Here is an 18288-nt window from a genome sequence, read left to right on the forward strand (position 1 = left end):
CAATAAAATCGGTGAGTCAATGAGTCGGCAAGTTACGCACTGACTGCCTAACTTGCCGACTCATTGACTCACCAACTCAATCACCAGGTGTTATTTCTTAACGCGCACATTCACCTGCGCGGGGGCTACTGCTCCGGGCTGGCTATCGACAGGGGCCTGCTGGGGTGCATCCATAGCCGACGAGTTGAGGGTATCACCCTGACGGCCCATGAAGGAACTGTCGGCGGTAGTCGTCGTAGACTCGCTGCTGTCGGCCTTTTTTTCGCCCTGACAGTTTAGCATCGTTAAGCTGACAACGGTCAGGAATGCAGCTAGCAAGCCATTCTGTAGCATTGTTCGGGTGTTATTCATCATCTTCTTCAATCGGTTGAGTTCGTTCATTAAAACAGCACAGATAGCCGGGCGGTTTAATTAACCTATCCTAAGGCCGCTCTATCTTTGATGAATCGCGAATACCGAGCGCACCCGGTGCGGTAGAGTCCGACACCTGCCCGTTAGCATCCTGAATACTGCGTTTTGTGGCCGCTGATGTGTCTTCTACAGCATCTGACTCAACACGGGCGGTTGAATCGGTACTGATACCATCGGTACCATTCTGATTCTCGCTGCACTTTTGAATAATGAGAGCAGCGACCAGTATAGCTATAACGACCATTACCCAACGCAGCCACCGTACATTTTCAAGCCTTCGGTCGCCCTCGGCACTCTTGGGTATGTTCGGGTTGATGACGGTTCCGCTGAAATTATCGGCTCCCTGCACTTCCGTCTGCGGCCCGGCGGGGGTCTGTAGTTCATCGAAACCAAGCAGGCTGCCTACGGCTTCCAAACCACCCGGCATGGCTTTCCGAAATTCGGTGGCCTGCCCCAGCAGGAGTGTCGACAGGCTATGAGCTGTCAGTCCGTTCTCCTGTTGCTGCCGGCCCAGAACGCCCATCAGCACAGAACCGGACAAGCCCAGAACCGTTACTACCGATTGGGGCTTTATACCACTATACGTGCCAATCAACTCGGTAGTCCGGGTGAGATTACTGCCAAAAATTTCAGCGAGAAAACTACGGCCAGCCGTGACGGTATCGGCGGTTTGCTGGTGTTCATCGAGTACCTGACTCACATCGAGGGGAGTATTACCGTACTCGCCTTTCGATAGCAGATTGATGATCGACGACGTCCCGCCCGAGGTCTGAACCCGACGGGTCAGACCGCCTAATAATATAGAGATCGAACCATTGACCGCCTTTAATGTAGTAGCGGGTGACTCGCCCAACTCCCGGCTAAGCAGATCGATAACGCCGGGGGTAAATTGTTCTTTCAGGTAGGTTAATAAATGAACGGCCATTTTTCAAACGTTGGTTGATAGGCCATTAACCGAGCCATAGCCTGAATGTTCGGAAATGGGACGTGTTAGGTAAATAAAGGAAAGGCGGAAGCAGAAAGAAAATGACCCGGTCAATTCCTTTCTGCTTCCGCCTTTCCTTTATTTCTACCCTATTCCTTTTTTTACAATTGGGGAATACGCAGCACCTGATTTGGATAAATCAGATCAGGATCTTTCAACATTGGCTTGTTGGCTTCAAAAATGACACCATATTTCATTGGGTCACCATACACCTCTTTCGAGATTTTGGATAGCGTGTCTCCCGACTTAACCGTATAGTATTTGCCTTCTGGCGTTGGCTCTGCTACATCGAGTTGGTTATCAACCGCTTCAACACCTTCGACGTTACCGACGGCCAGTGCAATTTTTTCGGAATCTTCCTGCGATTTTACCGATCCAATCAGCGTGACGGTATCTCCCTTTGTTTTAACTGTCAGCGAGTTATAGGTCAGGCCCAACTGTTTGACGTGGTCGAGCAGCGCCTGTGCCCGTAGGGGCTCTACTTTCTCGGCCTGTGCCGGATCGGCTGGTGTGGCTACCTGATCTTTGTGGAAAATCTTTTCTCCAACACCCTTGAAAAATGATAAAAGGCCCATTGATTTAGTATAGTTTTAATGAAACATGAGTTTACTGACTGGCAAGTACGCCAAGCCGGTTGATTCAAACAACCCGCCAGACACATGAATGTTTAGTCTTGTTAATGCATAGTTTAATTAGTATTTCATCTGTATCGCTTAATTTCTTACATACAATCGAGTTACTTTTACGTTGTTTATGTACCAATATGTCCTTATTTTTTCCTAATCAACAATCGATTTAGAATGCACTTTACTGTACGATTCAGGTGGGGTTTATTAGTAACGACCCTCGTTGGCCTGGTGGCCTGTACCAACAATGACGTTGACCCCAACTCCCCCGGTGGAACGCCCTCAAAAGGTGACGCTGACTTTACCAAATACGTTGCCGTTGGCAATTCACTTACCGCTGGTTATGCCGATGCAGGTCTGTATCGCGACAGCCAACTCAACTCCTACCCGAACATCCTGTCGGGGCAGTTCAGGACCGTTGGCGGAGGTGACTTTATCCAGCCCCTGTTTACCGAAGCCCAGGCAAACGGATCAGGTTATATCCGTCTGATCAAGTTACCAGCCAGTGCAACCAGCCTACCTACTTTCGATACGACCCGGTCGCAATTAGGCGTTCGTGGTATATCTACGAATAACACTGTACTTTATACGAAATTCACGGATGCGAATCAGAACCTGGGTGTTCCCGGTATTCGCGTAGCTGACCTGCTTATCCAGGGTTATGGTTCTACTGCCGGGGGCAATCCTTACTTTGAGCGATTTCTGACCAATCAGGGACTGACCTACTTCCAGTATGTCAGTGACAATCTCAGCGGGGCAACATTTTATTCCTGCTGGCTTGGCAATAACGATGCCTTAGGCTATGCTATATCCGGCGGTACAGGCGAAGAGAACGGAGTTAGAGGATTGACCAGTACAAGCCTGTTCACAACCAACTTTACGGCTGTTATGAACAAGCTAGCCGAAGGAAACCGAAAAGGTGTTGTTATAGGTATTCCCAATATTGTTCAGACGCCTTATTTCACGACTGCCACAGCTCAGATCAACGGATTGCTTCAGGCACAGGGCATACCCGGTTTAGCTATCCGTTCCAGATCAGCACCGGGGGGTGTTCGGCGGTCTACTACCAGCGACTACTTTCTACTTTCTATAGCGCCTGTATTGAACAGTTTCATAGCCAGAGGAATCGGCCTTAGTACGACGAATCCTGTTCCTGACGAATATGTATTGGATGCGAACGAAGTACAGATTCTCAATACACGCATTGGCGAGTTCAACGGCGTTATGAAAGCGCAGGCCGATGCCAAGGGAGCTGCTTTTATTGATCCAAACATAGTGCTCAATCAGGTTTCATCAGCGACGGGCCTGATTCAGAACGGAATCACGTATAAAGCTGATTATTTACAAGGCGGTGTTTATAGCTTAGATGGTATTCATTTGACGCCTGCCGGATATGCGCTGATGGCCAATGAAATCATCAAGGGCATCAATACGAAATACACTGCAACCGTCCCACAGGTCAACGCCGGCAACTACCGTCGCGTACTGCTTCAAAATTAATTACGCATGAAAATCAGTCAATTTTCTCTGGCCGCGCTACTTCTGATGAGCGCCACGGCTTCTATGGCCCAATCCCCGACATCCGGCATCGAGTTCGGTATCAAAGGGGGCGGTACATTTACACATGGATTCACCAAGATTCCCGCTCAGACGGTTGGGACAGGCGTTGAGGTACCATCCCTCGACAACAAAAGTGACGGGATCGGTTTTGGTTATTCGGGTGGTTTATGGGCACGAAAAAACTTCAATACGTTTTTCATCCAGGCGGAGGTTACCTATAACCGGTTTGTGCTCAAGCAAAAAACCGATGTCACCTTGGACGTAAATGCCAACCCGGCCATTTCCAATGCCTTACCCGTTAGCGTAGTACCCGGCTTGCTCACTGCCTCCCTCAACATCAAGTCGGAGTCGGTGCTGGAAGCGATCGATGTGCCTATCCTGTTCGGCAAACGGTTCATGGACGGCCGCCTACGCGCTTATGCGGGTCCAAACTTCATATTTGTTCAAAAGGCCGAAGCAACACGTATAAACAACGGCAAGATCAATGGCAATGGAACGGTTGGCTTTCCCGAAACAACCATCCCGGAAACAACCGGTACGACGAACCTGCTTAACAAGTTCGAGGCTCGTAACCTTGAGGTAAAGGACTTTACTTATGCAATTGAGTTGGGAGCCGGTTTCTCGCCGATCAGGAGCCTGGATGTCGACGTTCGGTATGCGGTACCGGTTGGGGGCGTCTATAATGATAGCAACGTCACTGGTTTCCTCGGCATAGCCACGCTTTCGCTGGCTTACAGGATTTTCTGAAGCCGAAGCCATTAATAGGGTTGTAGCCTGCTATCCTGAGCTAAGATGTTCGCTCAGAATAGCAGGCTACAACCCTATTTTTTGGTATGGCCCAGTCGGCAGTGCAGTATAAGCGCTATAGGTCCGGGAAACCACCGGACAAATGGGTCGTTTTATTAAAGGCAATTAAGGCTTTAAGAACAGTTCGCCGATCGATGTCAACTTCTGGAGCATGGGTAATACCTCAAGCCCTTTAGGCGTCAAGCCATATTCAACACGGGGGGGAACTTCAGGGAAAGACTTCTTCTCAACCATACCGAGCGCAGCCAGAGCCTTGAGTTCCTGAATCAAAACTTTTTCACTTACCTCAGGAATCATCCGACGCAGTTCACCATACCGGCGGGCCTGAGTACCTAATTGAAAAATGATGTAAAGACGCCACTTTCCACATATTATATCCAGTGTTTTCTTAAGTACTACCTGCGAATTATTGGCTACTATCTGAGTCCGAGGCTGTTCGTTCATAAACGAGGTATCAACTAACCTTTAGGTTGGCAACCTACTGAGTAAAAGGTATTTGAATCGATATAGGCAAAGATAAATCTTTGTGTGACAAATAGCGCATAAAGTCAATTGACATGTCGTATACAGCAAGAGATTTCAGCCTAACTAGTTACCAATCAGACGCTGAACAGCCTAAAAAATAACCTATATACGTTAACAGATTTTCACCGCTATCTTCCTGAAATGACAAAACTACTTATGTCCTATTCGACCTTTTATTACCATAAAGAAGGTACACAATAACGTTGCATTTCTGTTGTACGATAGGTGTAAAGAGGCAGCCCGGAGAATCAACAGTACTCTACACGGCCAGACAGCGCGATATACGCTACAAACACACTACTTCTGTTAGTTTGATTATAGCGATAAACACTCAAACTAATTATAGCTGGAAGCCAGTACGTTATGCTAAAAACCAGTACTAACTGATCTATTCAAACACAGGATTGTTCCTCCCCGCAGCAAAACACGATACGTAGTTATGTAAAGGCCGAGTCGGGCGAAACAGCTATTTTTGTATGATCGATACCCAGCTTCACTTTTTTTGAAAACCTTACTCGTCATAGCCGGACCTACAGCCGTTGGGAAAACGCAGCTTTGCGTTCGGCTGGCAACGCGATTGCAAACCGATGTTGTCTCCGCTGATTCGCGCCAGCTATACCGGGAAATAACCATTGGCACTGCCAAACCCTCAACAGTTGAGATGGCTGGCGTGACTCACCATTTTATCGACTCTCACAGCATCCTGGAACCCGTTAACGCGGGACGCTACGAACGCGATTGCCTACCCATTCTGGAAGGTCTGTTTGAAAAAAATGAGGTGGTTATTCTGTCCGGCGGCACAGGCTTATACATCAAGGCCGTTTGCGAGGGTCTGGATGATCTGCCACCCGTTGAACCCGCGTTACGGCAGCAACTGATCGATAAGCTGGACCAGGAGGGATTGGCATCGCTCCAGACCGAGCTTCGCCGATTGGATCCGGCTTATGCCCAAACGGCCGACCTGCAAAACCCAATCCGGGTAACGCGGGCTCTTGAGGTATGCCTGTCATCGGGAATGCCGTATTCTTCGTTTCGAAAACAACAGCCTGCCGAGCGCCCTTTCCGATCGGTTCTGATTGCCCTCGACCGCCCGCGCGATGAACTGTATACCCGTATCGATACGCGTATGGACGCTATGCTGTCGGCCGGGCTGCTTGACGAAGTACGGTCGCTCCTGCCCTATCGCCACCTTCCCGCGTTGCACACTGTTGGTTATCAGGAGGTATTCCCGTATCTCGATGGTGAGTACAGTTATGAAGAGATGGTACGGCTGCTGAAGCGAAACTCGCGCCGGTACGCGAAACGCCAGCTAACCTGGTTTCGCAACCAGGCTAACTTCAGCTGGTTCAGCCCCGACGATGAGGAGGGAATTTTAAAGCAAGTGATGAGCAACGAGTAGCTTTCGCCGGTAAACTCATTGCTCATCGCCCGAAAGCGCTACTGGGCACGATAGGCCAGCATACCGCCAATAACGTTGCGCACGTTGTTGAAGCCATTCTGTTCAAGTATCTGCTGGGCCATCTCGCTACGTTTTCCCGAGCGGCAATGCACAATAACTTCTTCGTCCTGTAACCCATCCAGCTCATCCAACCGGTAGGGTAAGTCACCCAGTGGAATAAGGGTAGCGCCAATGTTATCGGCTTCGTATTCGTTCGGTTCACGAACGTCGATCAGGTTTAGTTTTTCGCCTTTATCAAGACGCTCTTTCAAATCCTGTACGGTAATGTCCATTGTGGTATAGGTTAATAAATCGCCGAAGAATCAGCAGGCAGCATTTACCAGCCACTTGTTGCTGACCCTCGTCTTAGTGATGAATAATTAATTTCTGCACAGCTACCCTGTCGCCTTCTGTGAGTCGCAGCAAATATAGACCATCGGGCAGATGGCCCAGGTCGGCCGTTTGTTGCCCGCGTTGGGGTTCGACGGTATGCAACAACCGGCCGCTAACACTCGTCACTTCCAGGCGGGTCAGGCGTGAACTCTCCCAACGAATAGAACCTGTCGTTGGGTTCGGATAAACCTGTAAAAGAGCGAGTGGTTCCGGCTCGGGTATGGCCGTGACAACCCCTGTACCCTGACCACCCATCACCGGCCGAAGCATAAAAGCTCCCTGAATATTCAGGATGTCTATACTTCCATTCTGATTCCAGTCGCTCCCCCCGCTATAAAAGATCTGACTGCCAAACGGACTGTTCTTATCAACGCCCAGTCGCAGAAACGTGGTGTCGCTGGTACTTATCTGCTGGTAGCCTACATAAAAGGTATCGGTTACCGAAACGCCCCGGTCAAATTTGAAGTCGACAAACCCGTTTCGATTGGGAGCATACTGGGTGGCAAATGACTTCTGGTAAATGGGAGAACCTGGTTTGCCATTGTTGTTGCTGAACACGCTCAAGACAAACGGCTGGCCGGTTTGGTTGGTACGAAAGGGGACAATGACCGCCCGAACGCCTGAAATGATATCGGGCTTGTTCAGGATGTAACGCACAGCCACGCGTTCGCGCGGACCAATCTGTAGCCCAAACTCCCAGGTACCATCATCGTAGGCGTAGTAGTCATCCAATACGGTCTGTGCTGAAATAGTATCGTTCCGGCGCAAATTGATACCGGGTATCGACGGGTTTTGATCATCAGTCGTCAACAGGTCGACTTTGTAACGGAGCACAGCCCGGGTAGCCGTCCCGAAACTGGTAACGGGAGTTGGGCGAGCGCTTTTACGCTGTGAGCTCAAGGAGGGAATAAGGACCGTATTTGTCTGCGGATTATCCTGAACCACCCGCCCCGATACTTCGTCCCGGACCGTGAAGCGGAAGGTTGTAAAATTGAAGTTATTGAACAGATTCGTGATGTCTGTCGTGACCGAGTCGGCCGTTTCTGCCGCCGGATTGACGATATACTGCGCCAGCGGCATGGCTGTATAGCGTTTTAACAAAGGACTAAGCAACTGTCGTACGGCCACGTCTTTCACGAACCGATCGTTACGCGAACGACCTCGGTTGAGGTATACGTAATCGAGGTTCCAGGTGTCGAACGGCCCCGATGTACGGCCATAGGACCGGAACCGAAACGCAAAGGCAGCGTGCAGATAAGCCGTAGCGGTCACCGGAATGAAGGCCTGCACGAAATTGTTATTGGGTACTCCTCCTTCCATTTGCCAGACAGTCCGCCAGGTGCCGGTGCGATCGAGAAACTGAACGGTAAGTGAGTCACCGGCATCCGGCGATTCGCCCAGTCCCCGGCTCTGCCAGTAGAAACTGAGGTATACCGAATCGGCTACCGACAAGCCCGCCAGACTAATTGGCCGGGAGGCCAGGGTATCGGTATAGCCCTGCGCAAACTGATTGTTCCGCACGTACGGCAACCCATTGGCTGCCAGTCCATCAAATGACGCCATACCAATAGTGGGCTGGTTGATAGACATGCTGTTATTCAGATACACGCCACTACCGGGTTGCCAGCGGGTGGGATCGGGCCGGTCGATGCCGGGTCGGCCGGGGGCCGTCGAGAAATCATCGAAAAACGGGAGACTAAGCGACGTCTGTGCCCATGCGGTGCCCCCCATGCACCAGCAAAACAAGAGTGACACGCCTAACAAGCGTCGGGCCGTGTTCACAGAGAACCAGTCAGGTAAAGCAATTGTCATGTGGTATCCGTGCCGGACGCGCTGTTTATCTATCCGGGTCCACCGGTCCTACAACCCATAAATCCATCGTTTCGCCCACCCGAATCCGTTCGCCCGACCGCGCTTCGGGCCGCTGCCGAACGACGGTACCCACTTCTTTTTCGGGATCGTCGACGGGAATTTTGGTCCCTATTTTCAGGTTGGAACCGCGAATAGCCGCTTCGGCTTCGTCGATCTGCAACCCTACAACGTCGGGAATATCGAACATCGTATTTCCCAACCCATCGCCAATCTCAAGGTCAATTTTGGCACCTTTCGGCACGGGAGTACCTACTGCAATTTCTTTGCCATTATACAGTTGACGAAGTACCGCGTTCTTGGCTACGTCGGGCACATAATCCTTGTCTCCTACTTCGAGCCCCATCGATCTTAGATTTAGCTCAGCGCTGCGAAATGTCAGGCTAACCAGTTGGGGCATAGACACCATGGGGGCTACCCGTCGGGTAAGGGTGATATAAATCTTACGTTCCTCCTTAACCTTCATATTGGCCCGCGGATACTGCTGAACAACCGTCAGGGGTTGTGCACCAGCCACAAACGTGCAGTCGCTGACTTCATATCGCAGGTTGCGGTCGTCCAGAATATTCTGTAGCTCATCGAGGCTCAAACGGGTTACGTCCGGGACTGTGATGGTCTGACCGTGGTTGGTTGTATAAGGCAGGTAGATAAAGAAAAACGCCAGAAACAGCGCAGTCACCAAGGCCACGATCAGGCCAATGTGAATCAGCAGGTCAGGAAAGTATCGGGTGCTGATTTTAGCCATTCAATAATAAGTATGTCGTAAACAGTGGAAAAGTATAGAGGCAAGTCTCAACCCGTAGGTAAAATGCCTTTGTACCCGTGAACTCATTTCCACAAAAGTAGCAGAATCCATAACCGCTTACCGGTATCCTGCCAGCATTTTTTTAATGTACTTCCCCACAATATCGAATTCCAGATTGACGGTGTCTCCCACCTTAAGCTCCCGGAAACTAGTGTGTTCGTACGTGTATGGAATGATTGTAACCCGAAACCCGTCGGGCTGCGAGTTGAAAACGGTTAAACTAACACCATTGATACAGATCGACCCTTTTTCGACCGTTACGTTGTCGGTTGTGGCGGGATACTGAAAATCGAAAAGCCAGCTGCCGTCCATGTCCTGTACCCCGGTACACTGCCCGGTCAGGTCGACATGGCCCTGCACGATATGACCGTCGAAACGACCCGTTGCCGGCATGCAGCGCTCAAGATTGATACGATCGCCGGGTTTGACCTGGCCCAGATTGGTTTTTTTAAGCGTCTCGTCAACGGCGGTTACGGTATAACTGTCGTCGGCAACGCTCGTTACCGTTAAACAAACCCCATTGTGGCTGACGCTCTGGTCTATTTTCAACTCCGACGACAGTGACGATTCAATTCGAAATGTCAGGTTAGTCCCTTCTGGCTCAATAGCCGACACAAGGCCGGTGGTTTCGATAATTCCGGTGAACATGATATGATTGGTTAGGTAGTTGGCAGGCTGGTCACTGGTTGGCACCGCTATTTCGTTTCCCAACTCACCTCACAACCGACCTACTGACTACCAGAAACAGCGAACGACTAAAGGGGGTTCGGCGGAACCGCGTTTGTTGGTTTACTTATTCTCTTAACCCTCCATAGCGTTCACGGCGTCAATGATGTACCTCACATGCTCATCTGTCAGGGCTGGATTGAGCGGCAGGCTAATTACCTCGCGGTGTAGCTGTTCGGAGATGGGCAACGACAGATCCCTGAACACGCGGTAGGCTTGTTGATGGTGGGGTGGAACAGGGTAATGCATATCCGTACTGATACCGCGCTCGTACAAATATGATCTGAACGCGTCGCGCCGGGGGTGGCGAACCACAAAGAGGTGCCAGACATCCTGGGGAATACGGTCTGCCGGGGGCAGGCTTACGTCCGGGTTGTCAATGCCCGTCAGGTAGCATTCTGCCAGCACACGACGTCGTTCATTGTCCCTGTCCAGCCCGGGGAGCTTAGCCAGCAGAATGGCCGCCTGTAGTTCGTCCAGACGACTGTTATGTCCGACAACATCTTTCCTGTATTTTACCGCTGAACCGTAGTTTCGCAAAGCCCGGAGCCGGTCGGCAAGCGCATCGTCATTTGTCGTGATAGCCCCGGCATCGCCCAGCGCGCCCAGATTTTTACTGGGATAAAAACTCCACCCGGCCGCATCGCTCAGGCTCCCCGCCCGGCGTCCCTCCCATTCTGCCCCATGTGCCTGAGCGGCATCTTCCAGTACCATCAGATCATACCGCCGTGCAATGACGTTAATGGCGGTCATGTTGCAACAGCGTCCATACAGGTGAATTGGCAGAACAGCTTTGGTATTTGGACCAATAGCCGCTTCGATTCGGGCTTGATCGAGCAAATAAGTGAGGGGGTCCGGTTCAACGAATACGGGCGTTAAACCGGCCTGGGTCACGCTCATCACCGATGCGATATAAGCGTTCGATGGTACAATAACTTCGCTACCGGGAGCAAACGCCCAGGCTTTCAGTACGAGCGTCAGAGCATCGAGTCCATTAGCCACACCAATGCAATGGCGGACGCCACAATAGTTGGCAAAGAGTTGCTCGAACAGCCCGACCTCCTGGCCTAAAATGTACCAGCCCGACTGTAAAACCCGTTCAATAGCGGCCTGTATGGCATCCTGATAGGGTTCGTTGATACGTTTCAGGTCTAAAAATGGAATCATCTCAGCATGCTGAAAATGGAATCATCTCAACCAATCTACTGATTGGCCGATTTATACGGATAAAAAGATGCCAGAATGCGGCCTGAACAGGCGGTGCTGTCTCTCAACGAGCGCAACGACCATTCAACGAACTGGTTCAATCCCGACTCATGGCCATTGTGAGAGAGCTATCTACTACTTTAGCGAACGAAAACCAGACCAATCAGCTACAACTACACAGCTAGTCCGCAAAGTACATAAACTCACGAAACGGTTTTCCACTTTGAGCGTGCTGTTGTTCGAGGTTGTTCTGTTACTTTGAAGTCCTTTTCCTGAACAGTACGCTTCGTTGGCAGCCCTGTAGGCTACTTTTATAACTATGTTAAAAAACAGATTTTTATTAGGCGGTTTGGCGCTCCTGCTGGTAGTGGTGCTTTACTACGCTTTTTTTGACAACGGCACCTCAGCCGATGGGCTGGCCGCCATAACGGACCCTCGCGCTTACCAACAGCAGATGGATACAGCCCGTAGCGAGAAAGACCGCTCTTTACGTACCAGTGCCGACTCACCTTTACCTGACAAAGCAAACTTCAAAGGCCTCGTCTACTTCAAACCTGACCTAACTTATCGGGTAACCGCCCGGCTTGAGCCCTTTGCCGATAAGACCCAGAAACTGGTTGTTCGAATGAGCGACGGAAGCGAGGAAGTGTACGAGAAATTCGCCCATGTCGTCTTCAGCCTGAATGGTGAAACCTGCCGACTGCTGGTTGTCAAGTTCGATGATACCTATTCGATTCTGTTTCGCGATGTGACTTCCGGCAAAGAAACCTATGGGGGTGGTCGTTATCTCGAACTTGCCCCGTCAGATATGATCGATAACCGTGCCATTCTTGATTTCAACAAAGCGTATAACCCCTATTGCGCCTATAATCCCAGCTATGCCTGTCCACTTCCCCCCGCCGAGAATACGCTGAAGACCGCCGTCAACGCGGGGGAACGGTATGTAGCCCATGACTAATGGCGGGCTTTTTCTGACCGGTTACGGGTACAGCGTCAAGAATGCCAGATCAGAAAAGGTGTCCAGGAAAAATTGATCCCGTTAAATCAACAAATAGGCGTATTCGGCTAGTGGCCCTGTAATCACCAGGCAACTGGCGGTGTTTTGTGCTGACTGCCCGCCAACTTTCCCATATCTTTGTAGCTTTTATTCGCTATGCTGCCGTATGGAAGTTTCCTATAAGTGGTTAAAAGAGTTTATTGAGTTGCCAGAATCGCCCGAAGAAGTTGGCAAACTATTGACCGGAACGGGCCTGGAAGTTGAAGCAATTGACAAGATTGGACCGTCTGGTGAACCTACCCAGGCAAATGGTCTGGAAGGGGTTGTTATTGGCGAAGTACTCAGCTGTACCAAGCATCCCGACGCCGATAAATTGAGCCTGACAACGGTAGATGTTGGTACCGGCCAGCCCCTGCCGATCGTTTGTGGAGCCCCTAATGTAGCAGCCGGGCAAAAGGTTGTTGTTGCGCTGGTTGGGGCTACCCTGCACCCCACCTCCGGAGAACCCTTCCAGATTAAAAAAGCCAAGATCCGCGGTGCCGTTTCAGAAGGCATGATTTGCGCTGAAGACGAAATAGGCCTGGGAACGTCACACGCGGGAATCATTGTGCTGGACCCAAACACCCCGGCGGCCCAGTTACCGAATGGTACCCCTGCTGATCAATACTTCGATGTTTCACCCGATTACCGCATCAGCATAGGCCTCACGCCTAACCGCATCGATGCGGCCTCTCACCTGGGTGTAGCCCGCGATCTGCGCGCCGTTCTGAGCCGCCCTCTCCGCTGGAATAGCCCGGATGCATTCAGCGTGCAGAACCATGACCTGACGCTCGACGTGCGAGTCGACGACACGGTAGCCTGCCCTCGCTATACCGGACTGACGATCAGTGGCCTGACGGTCAGAGAATCGCCCGACTGGTTAAAGCAGCGGCTGCTAAGCATCGGCCTTAACCCGATCAATAACATTGTCGACATAACCAACTTCGTTTGCCATGACCTTGGCCAGCCACTGCACGCCTTCGATGCAGATAAAATTGCGGGGGGTCAGGTTATCGTCAAAACGTTGCCTGAGGGTACGCCCTTTGTAACGCTCGACGGTGTTGAACGAAAACTGACGGCTACAGACCTGATGATCTGTGACGCCGGAAAACCGATGTGCATCGCGGGAGTGTTCGGTGGTCAGTTTTCGGGCGTAACGGCGCAGACGACGCGTATTTTTCTGGAATCGGCTTATTTTTCACCCATGTCGGTTCGAAAAACCGCTCAGCATCATGGTCTCAAAACCGATGCATCTTTCCGGTTTGAGCGAGGCACCGATCCAAACATGCCGGTTACAGCGCTCAAGCGGGCTGCTTTGCTTATTCAGGAGGTAGCCGGTAGTCTGAACGACCAGGGAACGCAGCATCCGGGCGTGATCAGTTCGGACATAACCGATTTGTATCCCGCCCCTGTAGCGCCATTTCGGGTGCCGGTACGCTATCGTAATGTGGACCGATTGATTGGGATTAAGATCGAGTATGCGGAGATTCACCGTATCCTGGAAGCATTGGATATTCAGGTTGAGGGCCAGACGAACGATGGGTTTGTGGCGGTTGTGCCTCCCTACCGGGTGGACGTAACGCGGGAGGCCGATGTGATCGAAGAGATTCTTCGGATTTACGGCCTGGACAACGTGCCGCTGTCGACGAACCTGTCGGCCGATTCGCTTTCCGAGTTTCCCAAAATCGACCCCGACCAGTGGCAAAGCCGCGTAGGACAGCTGATGGCGGCCAACGGTTTCCACGAGATACTGACCCTTTCGCTCACCCGACCTGCTTACCACGATGCTATCCGGGCCAGCCTACCCGGTACAGACGTAACCTTGCTTAACCCCCTGAGCGAGGAGCTATCGGTCATGCGGCAGACACTCCTGTTCTCCAGCCTGGAAACACTGGTTTATAATCTGAACCGGCGGCAGAAAGACCTCAAATTGTTTGAATTCGGCAAAGTTTATCACAAGACTGTAACAGATAGCGGCACCACAAAATATGTGGAGCGGATGCGGTTGAGTGTTGCCCTAACGGGAAATCAGCAGGCCGAAAGCTGGCTACAAAAAAGCCAGCCTGTCAGCTTTCATGACCTGTCAACGGCCGTTCAGCGGATCCTCAACCTGTTCCGAATCAGATCTTTTGAGACCCAACCCGCCGATCCAAACCTGTTTCAATATGGCTTGACTTACGTGGTCAACAAGAAACCAATGGTTAGTTTAGGCCTGATAAAGGGAAAACTGACGAAGCTGGTCGATCTGAAGCAGCCGGTTTTCTACGCCGACTTCGACTGGAGCGCCCTCATCAAGGCAGCGGGCAGCAAGGTGCGGTACCAGGAAGTCTCCCGCTTCCCCGACGTCCGGCGGGACCTGTCGCTGGTTCTGGACAAGGAAATCACGTTCGAGCAGATTAGCCGGCTGGCCTATCAAACCGAGCGGAAACTATTGCGTTCAATAAATACTTTTGATGTGTTCGACGGTGAGCAGCTCGGGATAGGTAAAAAATCATATTCTGTCAGTTTCGTACTTCAAGACCCGGCTCAAACGCTGACCGATGCTACCATCGATAAGACGATGCAGCGGTTGATGAGCACTTTTGAAAAAGAGTTAGGAGCGGTAATTCGCAAATAAGTATAAACCACCCTTTTCTATGCGGTAGATTAACATTGGCAATCCCTGTTTCCATTGGTTACCTAAAAAAAGAGCCCACACCCGTGATTAATGAGAACGAACTTTTTGCTGCTTTCAACCGGCTCGAACGAAAAGTCGAGTCGATGAAAAGTGCGTACGAGGCTGCTAAAGAGCGGGCTGAGGGATTACAGGAAGCAAATAACACCCTGCGCAAGAAAAATCGGGAACAGGAAGCGGAGTTAAAACAGTTACAGAAAAAACAAAGTAATTCAGAAAAAATCGCGTCAAAGTCAAAAGATTTTGGTAAGATTGTGAATAACAATCTGTCTGGAACAGATACGAATGCCGAATTAAAGCAACAACTCGACGAGTATATCCGGGAATTGGAACGGTGTATTGCTCACTTGAGTAGTTTGTCATAAACCCAAACAGGCTCCAGGGCTAAGACCCTGTGTAAGCCGACGTAGTGATGGAAGAACTGCCTATTCGCGTAAAGATTGCTGACCGGCACTACAAACTGTTTGTAGAGCCGGAGTCAGAAGCTATCGTGCGCGAAGCCGTCAAGCTGATTCAGGAAGAGTTCGAGCGGTATAAAAACATGGGCGTTAACGACACGCAGGAGGCTTTAGCCAGGGTTGCCTTCAATTGTTTAGTTACGAAATTGCGAGGAGACCGACAGTTACAGCGATTACAACAAATGGTGTTTGACAAAATAACTCAGTTAGACCAGGTTGTCACGCCGGTCAGTACAACATAACTAACGGCGGAACAATCACCCCTACAATACCCCGAGTTGGTGCTATCAGGCAACCGTATCGCGGCAGGTTGACGATTTATTTGTTCAACCCTAACGATATAGTCCAATGGACATCCCAATTTGGTTACTTATTCTTGCTGTCCTCGGTGGGGGCGGCATTGGCATATTAATTGGCCGCCAGAGCATGGCGGGCGTTCGTGCAAAACACGAGCAGGAAGCGGAAGAGAAAGCCGCTATGATTTTAAAAAATGCGGAACTACAGGCCGAAACGATCAGGAAAGATCGTATTCTGGAAGCCAAAGAAAAGTATTTGAAGCTGAAAACAGAGTTTGAAGAAACGAGCAATCAAAAGCGGAATGTGCTCCTTCAAAATGAAAATAAACTTAAACAGCGCGAGCAGCAACTCAATCAACAGGCCGATCATCAAAAGAACCGCGAGAACGAACTAAACCAGCTGAAGAATGAAATAGGTCAGCAAAAAAATGGCCTTACTCAGCAAATTGACGCGCTTACTAAACGCAAAGAAGACGTTGACCGCCGTCAGCAGGAAGCCGATCGTATGCTGTCAGATCAGCTGGCGCAGCTTGAAAAAATTGCCGGCCTTTCTGCCGACCAGGCGCGCGATCAACTCATCGACAACCTGAAGGCTGAAGCCGAAACGCGGGCGTCGTCTTACATCAAGAATATCGTTGAAGAAGCGAAGCTTACTGCCACTAAAGAAGCGAAGAAGGTAGTTATTGAAACCATACAGCGCACCGCTACAGAACACGCAATCGAAAACTGCGTATCGGTCTTTAATATCGAATCGGACGACGTAAAAGGGAAAGTAATTGGCCGCGAGGGACGTAACATACGGGCGCTCGAAGCGGCTACCGGCGTCGAAATCATTGTAGACGATACCCCGGAAGCGATCATAATTTCTGGCTTCGATCCTGTCCGGCGTGAAATTGCCCGTCTGTCGCTGCATAGACTGGTTCAGGATGGCCGTATTCACCCAGCCCGGATCGAGGAGATCGTGGCGAAGACCCGCAAAAACATCGAGGACGAAATTGTCGAAATTGGTGAGCGTACGGTTATCGACCTCGGTATTCACGGCCTTCATCCGGAGTTGATCAAAATGATTGGACGGATGCGGTTCCGATCTTCCTACGGGCAAAACCTGCTGCAACACTCACGCGAAGTAGCAAAATTATGCGCCACCATGGCGGCTGAACTGGGCCTGAACGCCAAGCTGGCTAAACGCGCGGGTCTGCTTCACGATATTGGTAAAGTATGGCCTGAAGAAGCGGAGCTGCCCCATGCTATTCTGGGCATGGAGCTGGCGAAAAAGTACAAGGAGAATCCCGAAGTCATTAACGCCATTGGCGCTCACCACGACGAAATCGAGATGACCAGTATGATCTCACCGATCGTGCAGGTGTGTGATGCGGTATCAGGTTCGCGGCCGGGAGCCCGACGCGAGATGATGGAGTCCTACATCCGGCGGTTGAAAGAACTCGAAGAACTGGCAGGCAGCTTTCCCGGCGTAACGAAATGCTATGCTATTCAGGCTGGCCGTGAACTACGCATCATGGTTGATGCAGACCACGTATCGGATGATCGGGCTGGGGTGCTTTCCTACGAGATTTCGCAAAAAATCGAGAAAGAGATGCAGTATCCTGGCCAGATCAAAGTAACCGTTATTCGGGAGATGCGGGCTGTAGCCTACGCGAAATAGATTTGTTTTAACAGGAACGCGGTTCAAACGGACTTAAACATAGTTTTATCCGTTCGGACCGCGTTCTTATCATTTCATGCAAAGTTTACTTAATTGATAGATGGATTTCCTGACCACTGCCTTACTTCTACTCGTCGGTACTGGTGCCGGCGTTGCGCTGGCCAATGCACTACGCAACCGATCGGGGATTACGGATGTCCGGCGCGACTCGGTAATTCTGCTGGAGCGAATTGAGAAAGTGTTTAAGGTCGTAATGGCAGAGGGGTATTTTTCGGAGATCTATAATTACCAGGACCAGAAAAAAATCCTGTATCTGCTCAACGATCCTAAAAAGGCAATGGTCATTGCCAAGTCGAAAGTGCTGGTTGGCTTCGATTTCGCTAAAGTACGCTTCCGGGCCGCCGAAAACGGCGAGAAAACACTCGTTATTGAAGCCTTCCCCGAACCGGAAGTCCTCTCGATCGACACCGACTACAAATTCTATGACATACAGGCCGGCTACCTTAATCACTTTAGTGGCGAAGATTACACTAAAATTCTGGATGAGGCAAAGCAGGCTATGAACGACCGGGCTATGCAGAGTGATCTTCCCAAGATTGCCAATAATCAAATCCAGTACATGATGTACCAACTGGCCAGTTCGATGGGCTGGCAGTTGCAGCTACCCGAGGCCGAACAACGGCAACTGGAAGCGTTGAAAGCTAAAACGGAGGCAGAAGCATCGCTACCAAAACTTCTCAAGACCGGTACCCCTACCTAGGGATGCCAGAAGATCTTAACGGAACCAGGAGTACCGCCACACGATGGAGT

The 18288-nt window shown here is 50.7% G+C and carries 18 protein-coding genes; 9 read left to right on the forward strand and 9 right to left on the reverse strand.

Annotated features, from left to right (window positions below; all coding sequences use genetic code 11):
* Nucleotides 1-90: 90 nt before the first annotated feature.
* The 3 genes from FH603_RS01975 to lysM form a co-directional block, all read right to left on the reverse strand.
* Entirely contained in the window at nucleotides 91-381 is a 291-nt protein-coding gene (locus FH603_RS01975) for a hypothetical protein (RefSeq protein ID WP_186735521.1), read from the reverse strand.
* A 40-nt stretch (nucleotides 382-421) separates the two neighbouring features.
* Entirely contained in the window at nucleotides 422-1336 is a 915-nt protein-coding gene (locus tag FH603_RS01980; RefSeq protein WP_186735523.1) for a DUF937 domain-containing protein, read from the reverse strand.
* A gap of 161 nt (nucleotides 1337-1497) precedes the next feature.
* Entirely contained in the window at nucleotides 1498-1971 is a 474-nt protein-coding gene (gene lysM / locus FH603_RS01985) for a peptidoglycan-binding protein LysM (protein WP_186735525.1), read from the reverse strand.
* 225 nt (nucleotides 1972-2196) lie between these two features.
* Between lysM and FH603_RS01990 the strand changes: the two genes are divergently transcribed.
* On the forward strand, nucleotides 2197-3522 hold the full coding sequence (locus FH603_RS01990; protein WP_186735527.1) for an SGNH/GDSL hydrolase family protein: 1326 nt from the start codon (nucleotides 2197-2199) through the stop codon (nucleotides 3520-3522).
* A gap of 6 nt (nucleotides 3523-3528) precedes the next feature.
* Entirely contained in the window at nucleotides 3529-4329 is an 801-nt protein-coding gene (locus FH603_RS01995; RefSeq protein ID WP_186735528.1) for an outer membrane beta-barrel protein, read from the forward strand.
* Between the two features lie 165 nt (nucleotides 4330-4494).
* Here FH603_RS01995 and FH603_RS02000 read toward each other — a convergent pair whose 3' ends face one another.
* Nucleotides 4495-4833, reverse strand: coding sequence for a winged helix-turn-helix transcriptional regulator (locus FH603_RS02000; protein WP_186735529.1), 339 nt, complete (start codon nucleotides 4831-4833; stop codon nucleotides 4495-4497).
* A gap of 583 nt (nucleotides 4834-5416) precedes the next feature.
* On the opposite strand from FH603_RS02000, the gene miaA reads away from it, so the two are divergent.
* Complete coding sequence (gene miaA / locus FH603_RS02005) at nucleotides 5417-6313, forward strand: tRNA (adenosine(37)-N6)-dimethylallyltransferase MiaA (protein WP_186735530.1); 897 nt, start codon at nucleotides 5417-5419, stop codon at nucleotides 6311-6313.
* Between the two features lie 38 nt (nucleotides 6314-6351).
* Here the strand turns inward: miaA and FH603_RS02010 are convergent, their stop codons facing one another.
* The 5 genes from FH603_RS02010 to FH603_RS02030 all read right to left on the reverse strand — a co-directional run bounded on the left by FH603_RS02010 (nucleotide 6352) and on the right by FH603_RS02030 (nucleotide 11312).
* Nucleotides 6352-6645 (reverse strand): rhodanese-like domain-containing protein, encoded by a 294-nt coding sequence (locus FH603_RS02010; protein WP_186735531.1) that lies wholly within the window; start codon nucleotides 6643-6645, stop codon nucleotides 6352-6354.
* A 73-nt stretch (nucleotides 6646-6718) separates the two neighbouring features.
* On the reverse strand, nucleotides 6719-8557 hold the full coding sequence (locus FH603_RS02015) for a T9SS type A sorting domain-containing protein (RefSeq protein WP_186735532.1): 1839 nt from the start codon (nucleotides 8555-8557) through the stop codon (nucleotides 6719-6721).
* Nucleotides 8558-8582: 25 nt separating this feature from the next.
* Nucleotides 8583-9359: a PASTA domain-containing protein gene (locus FH603_RS02020; RefSeq protein WP_186735533.1), complete on the reverse strand. Its 777-nt coding sequence runs from the start codon at nucleotides 9357-9359 to the stop codon at nucleotides 8583-8585.
* 117 nt (nucleotides 9360-9476) lie between these two features.
* Nucleotides 9477-10067: a riboflavin synthase gene (locus FH603_RS02025; protein ID WP_186735535.1), complete on the reverse strand. Its 591-nt coding sequence runs from the start codon at nucleotides 10065-10067 to the stop codon at nucleotides 9477-9479.
* 153 nt (nucleotides 10068-10220) lie between these two features.
* Nucleotides 10221-11312 (reverse strand): DegT/DnrJ/EryC1/StrS family aminotransferase, encoded by a 1092-nt coding sequence (locus FH603_RS02030; RefSeq protein ID WP_186735537.1) that lies wholly within the window; start codon nucleotides 11310-11312, stop codon nucleotides 10221-10223.
* 358 nt (nucleotides 11313-11670) lie between these two features.
* On the opposite strand from FH603_RS02030, the gene FH603_RS02035 reads away from it, so the two are divergent.
* The 6 genes from FH603_RS02035 to FH603_RS02060 all read left to right on the forward strand — a co-directional run bounded on the left by FH603_RS02035 (nucleotide 11671) and on the right by FH603_RS02060 (nucleotide 18238).
* A complete protein-coding gene (locus FH603_RS02035) occupies nucleotides 11671-12309 on the forward strand; it encodes a DUF1684 domain-containing protein (protein WP_186735539.1) in 639 nt (212 codons plus the stop codon).
* Nucleotides 12310-12514: 205 nt separating this feature from the next.
* Complete coding sequence (pheT, locus tag FH603_RS02040; protein ID WP_186735541.1) at nucleotides 12515-15004, forward strand: phenylalanine--tRNA ligase subunit beta; 2490 nt, start codon at nucleotides 12515-12517, stop codon at nucleotides 15002-15004.
* 35 nt (nucleotides 15005-15039) lie between these two features.
* Nucleotides 15040-15426, forward strand: coding sequence for a hypothetical protein (locus FH603_RS02045; protein WP_235985434.1), 387 nt, complete (start codon nucleotides 15040-15042; stop codon nucleotides 15424-15426).
* Between the two features lie 47 nt (nucleotides 15427-15473).
* Complete coding sequence (locus FH603_RS02050; RefSeq protein WP_186735543.1) at nucleotides 15474-15761, forward strand: cell division protein ZapA; 288 nt, start codon at nucleotides 15474-15476, stop codon at nucleotides 15759-15761.
* Nucleotides 15762-15867: 106 nt separating this feature from the next.
* The gene (gene rny / locus FH603_RS02055; RefSeq protein WP_186735545.1) at nucleotides 15868-17478 is read left to right on the forward strand and encodes a ribonuclease Y; all 1611 of its coding nucleotides are present in this window, start codon (nucleotides 15868-15870) and stop codon (nucleotides 17476-17478) included.
* A 100-nt stretch (nucleotides 17479-17578) separates the two neighbouring features.
* On the forward strand, nucleotides 17579-18238 hold the full coding sequence (locus FH603_RS02060; protein WP_186735547.1) for a DUF4230 domain-containing protein: 660 nt from the start codon (nucleotides 17579-17581) through the stop codon (nucleotides 18236-18238).
* Nucleotides 18239-18288: the final 50 nt, after the last annotated feature.

It is taken from the genome of Spirosoma utsteinense (assembly GCF_014282275.1).
GTDB classification, from domain to species: Bacteria; Bacteroidota; Bacteroidia; order Cytophagales; family Spirosomataceae; genus Spirosoma; species Spirosoma utsteinense.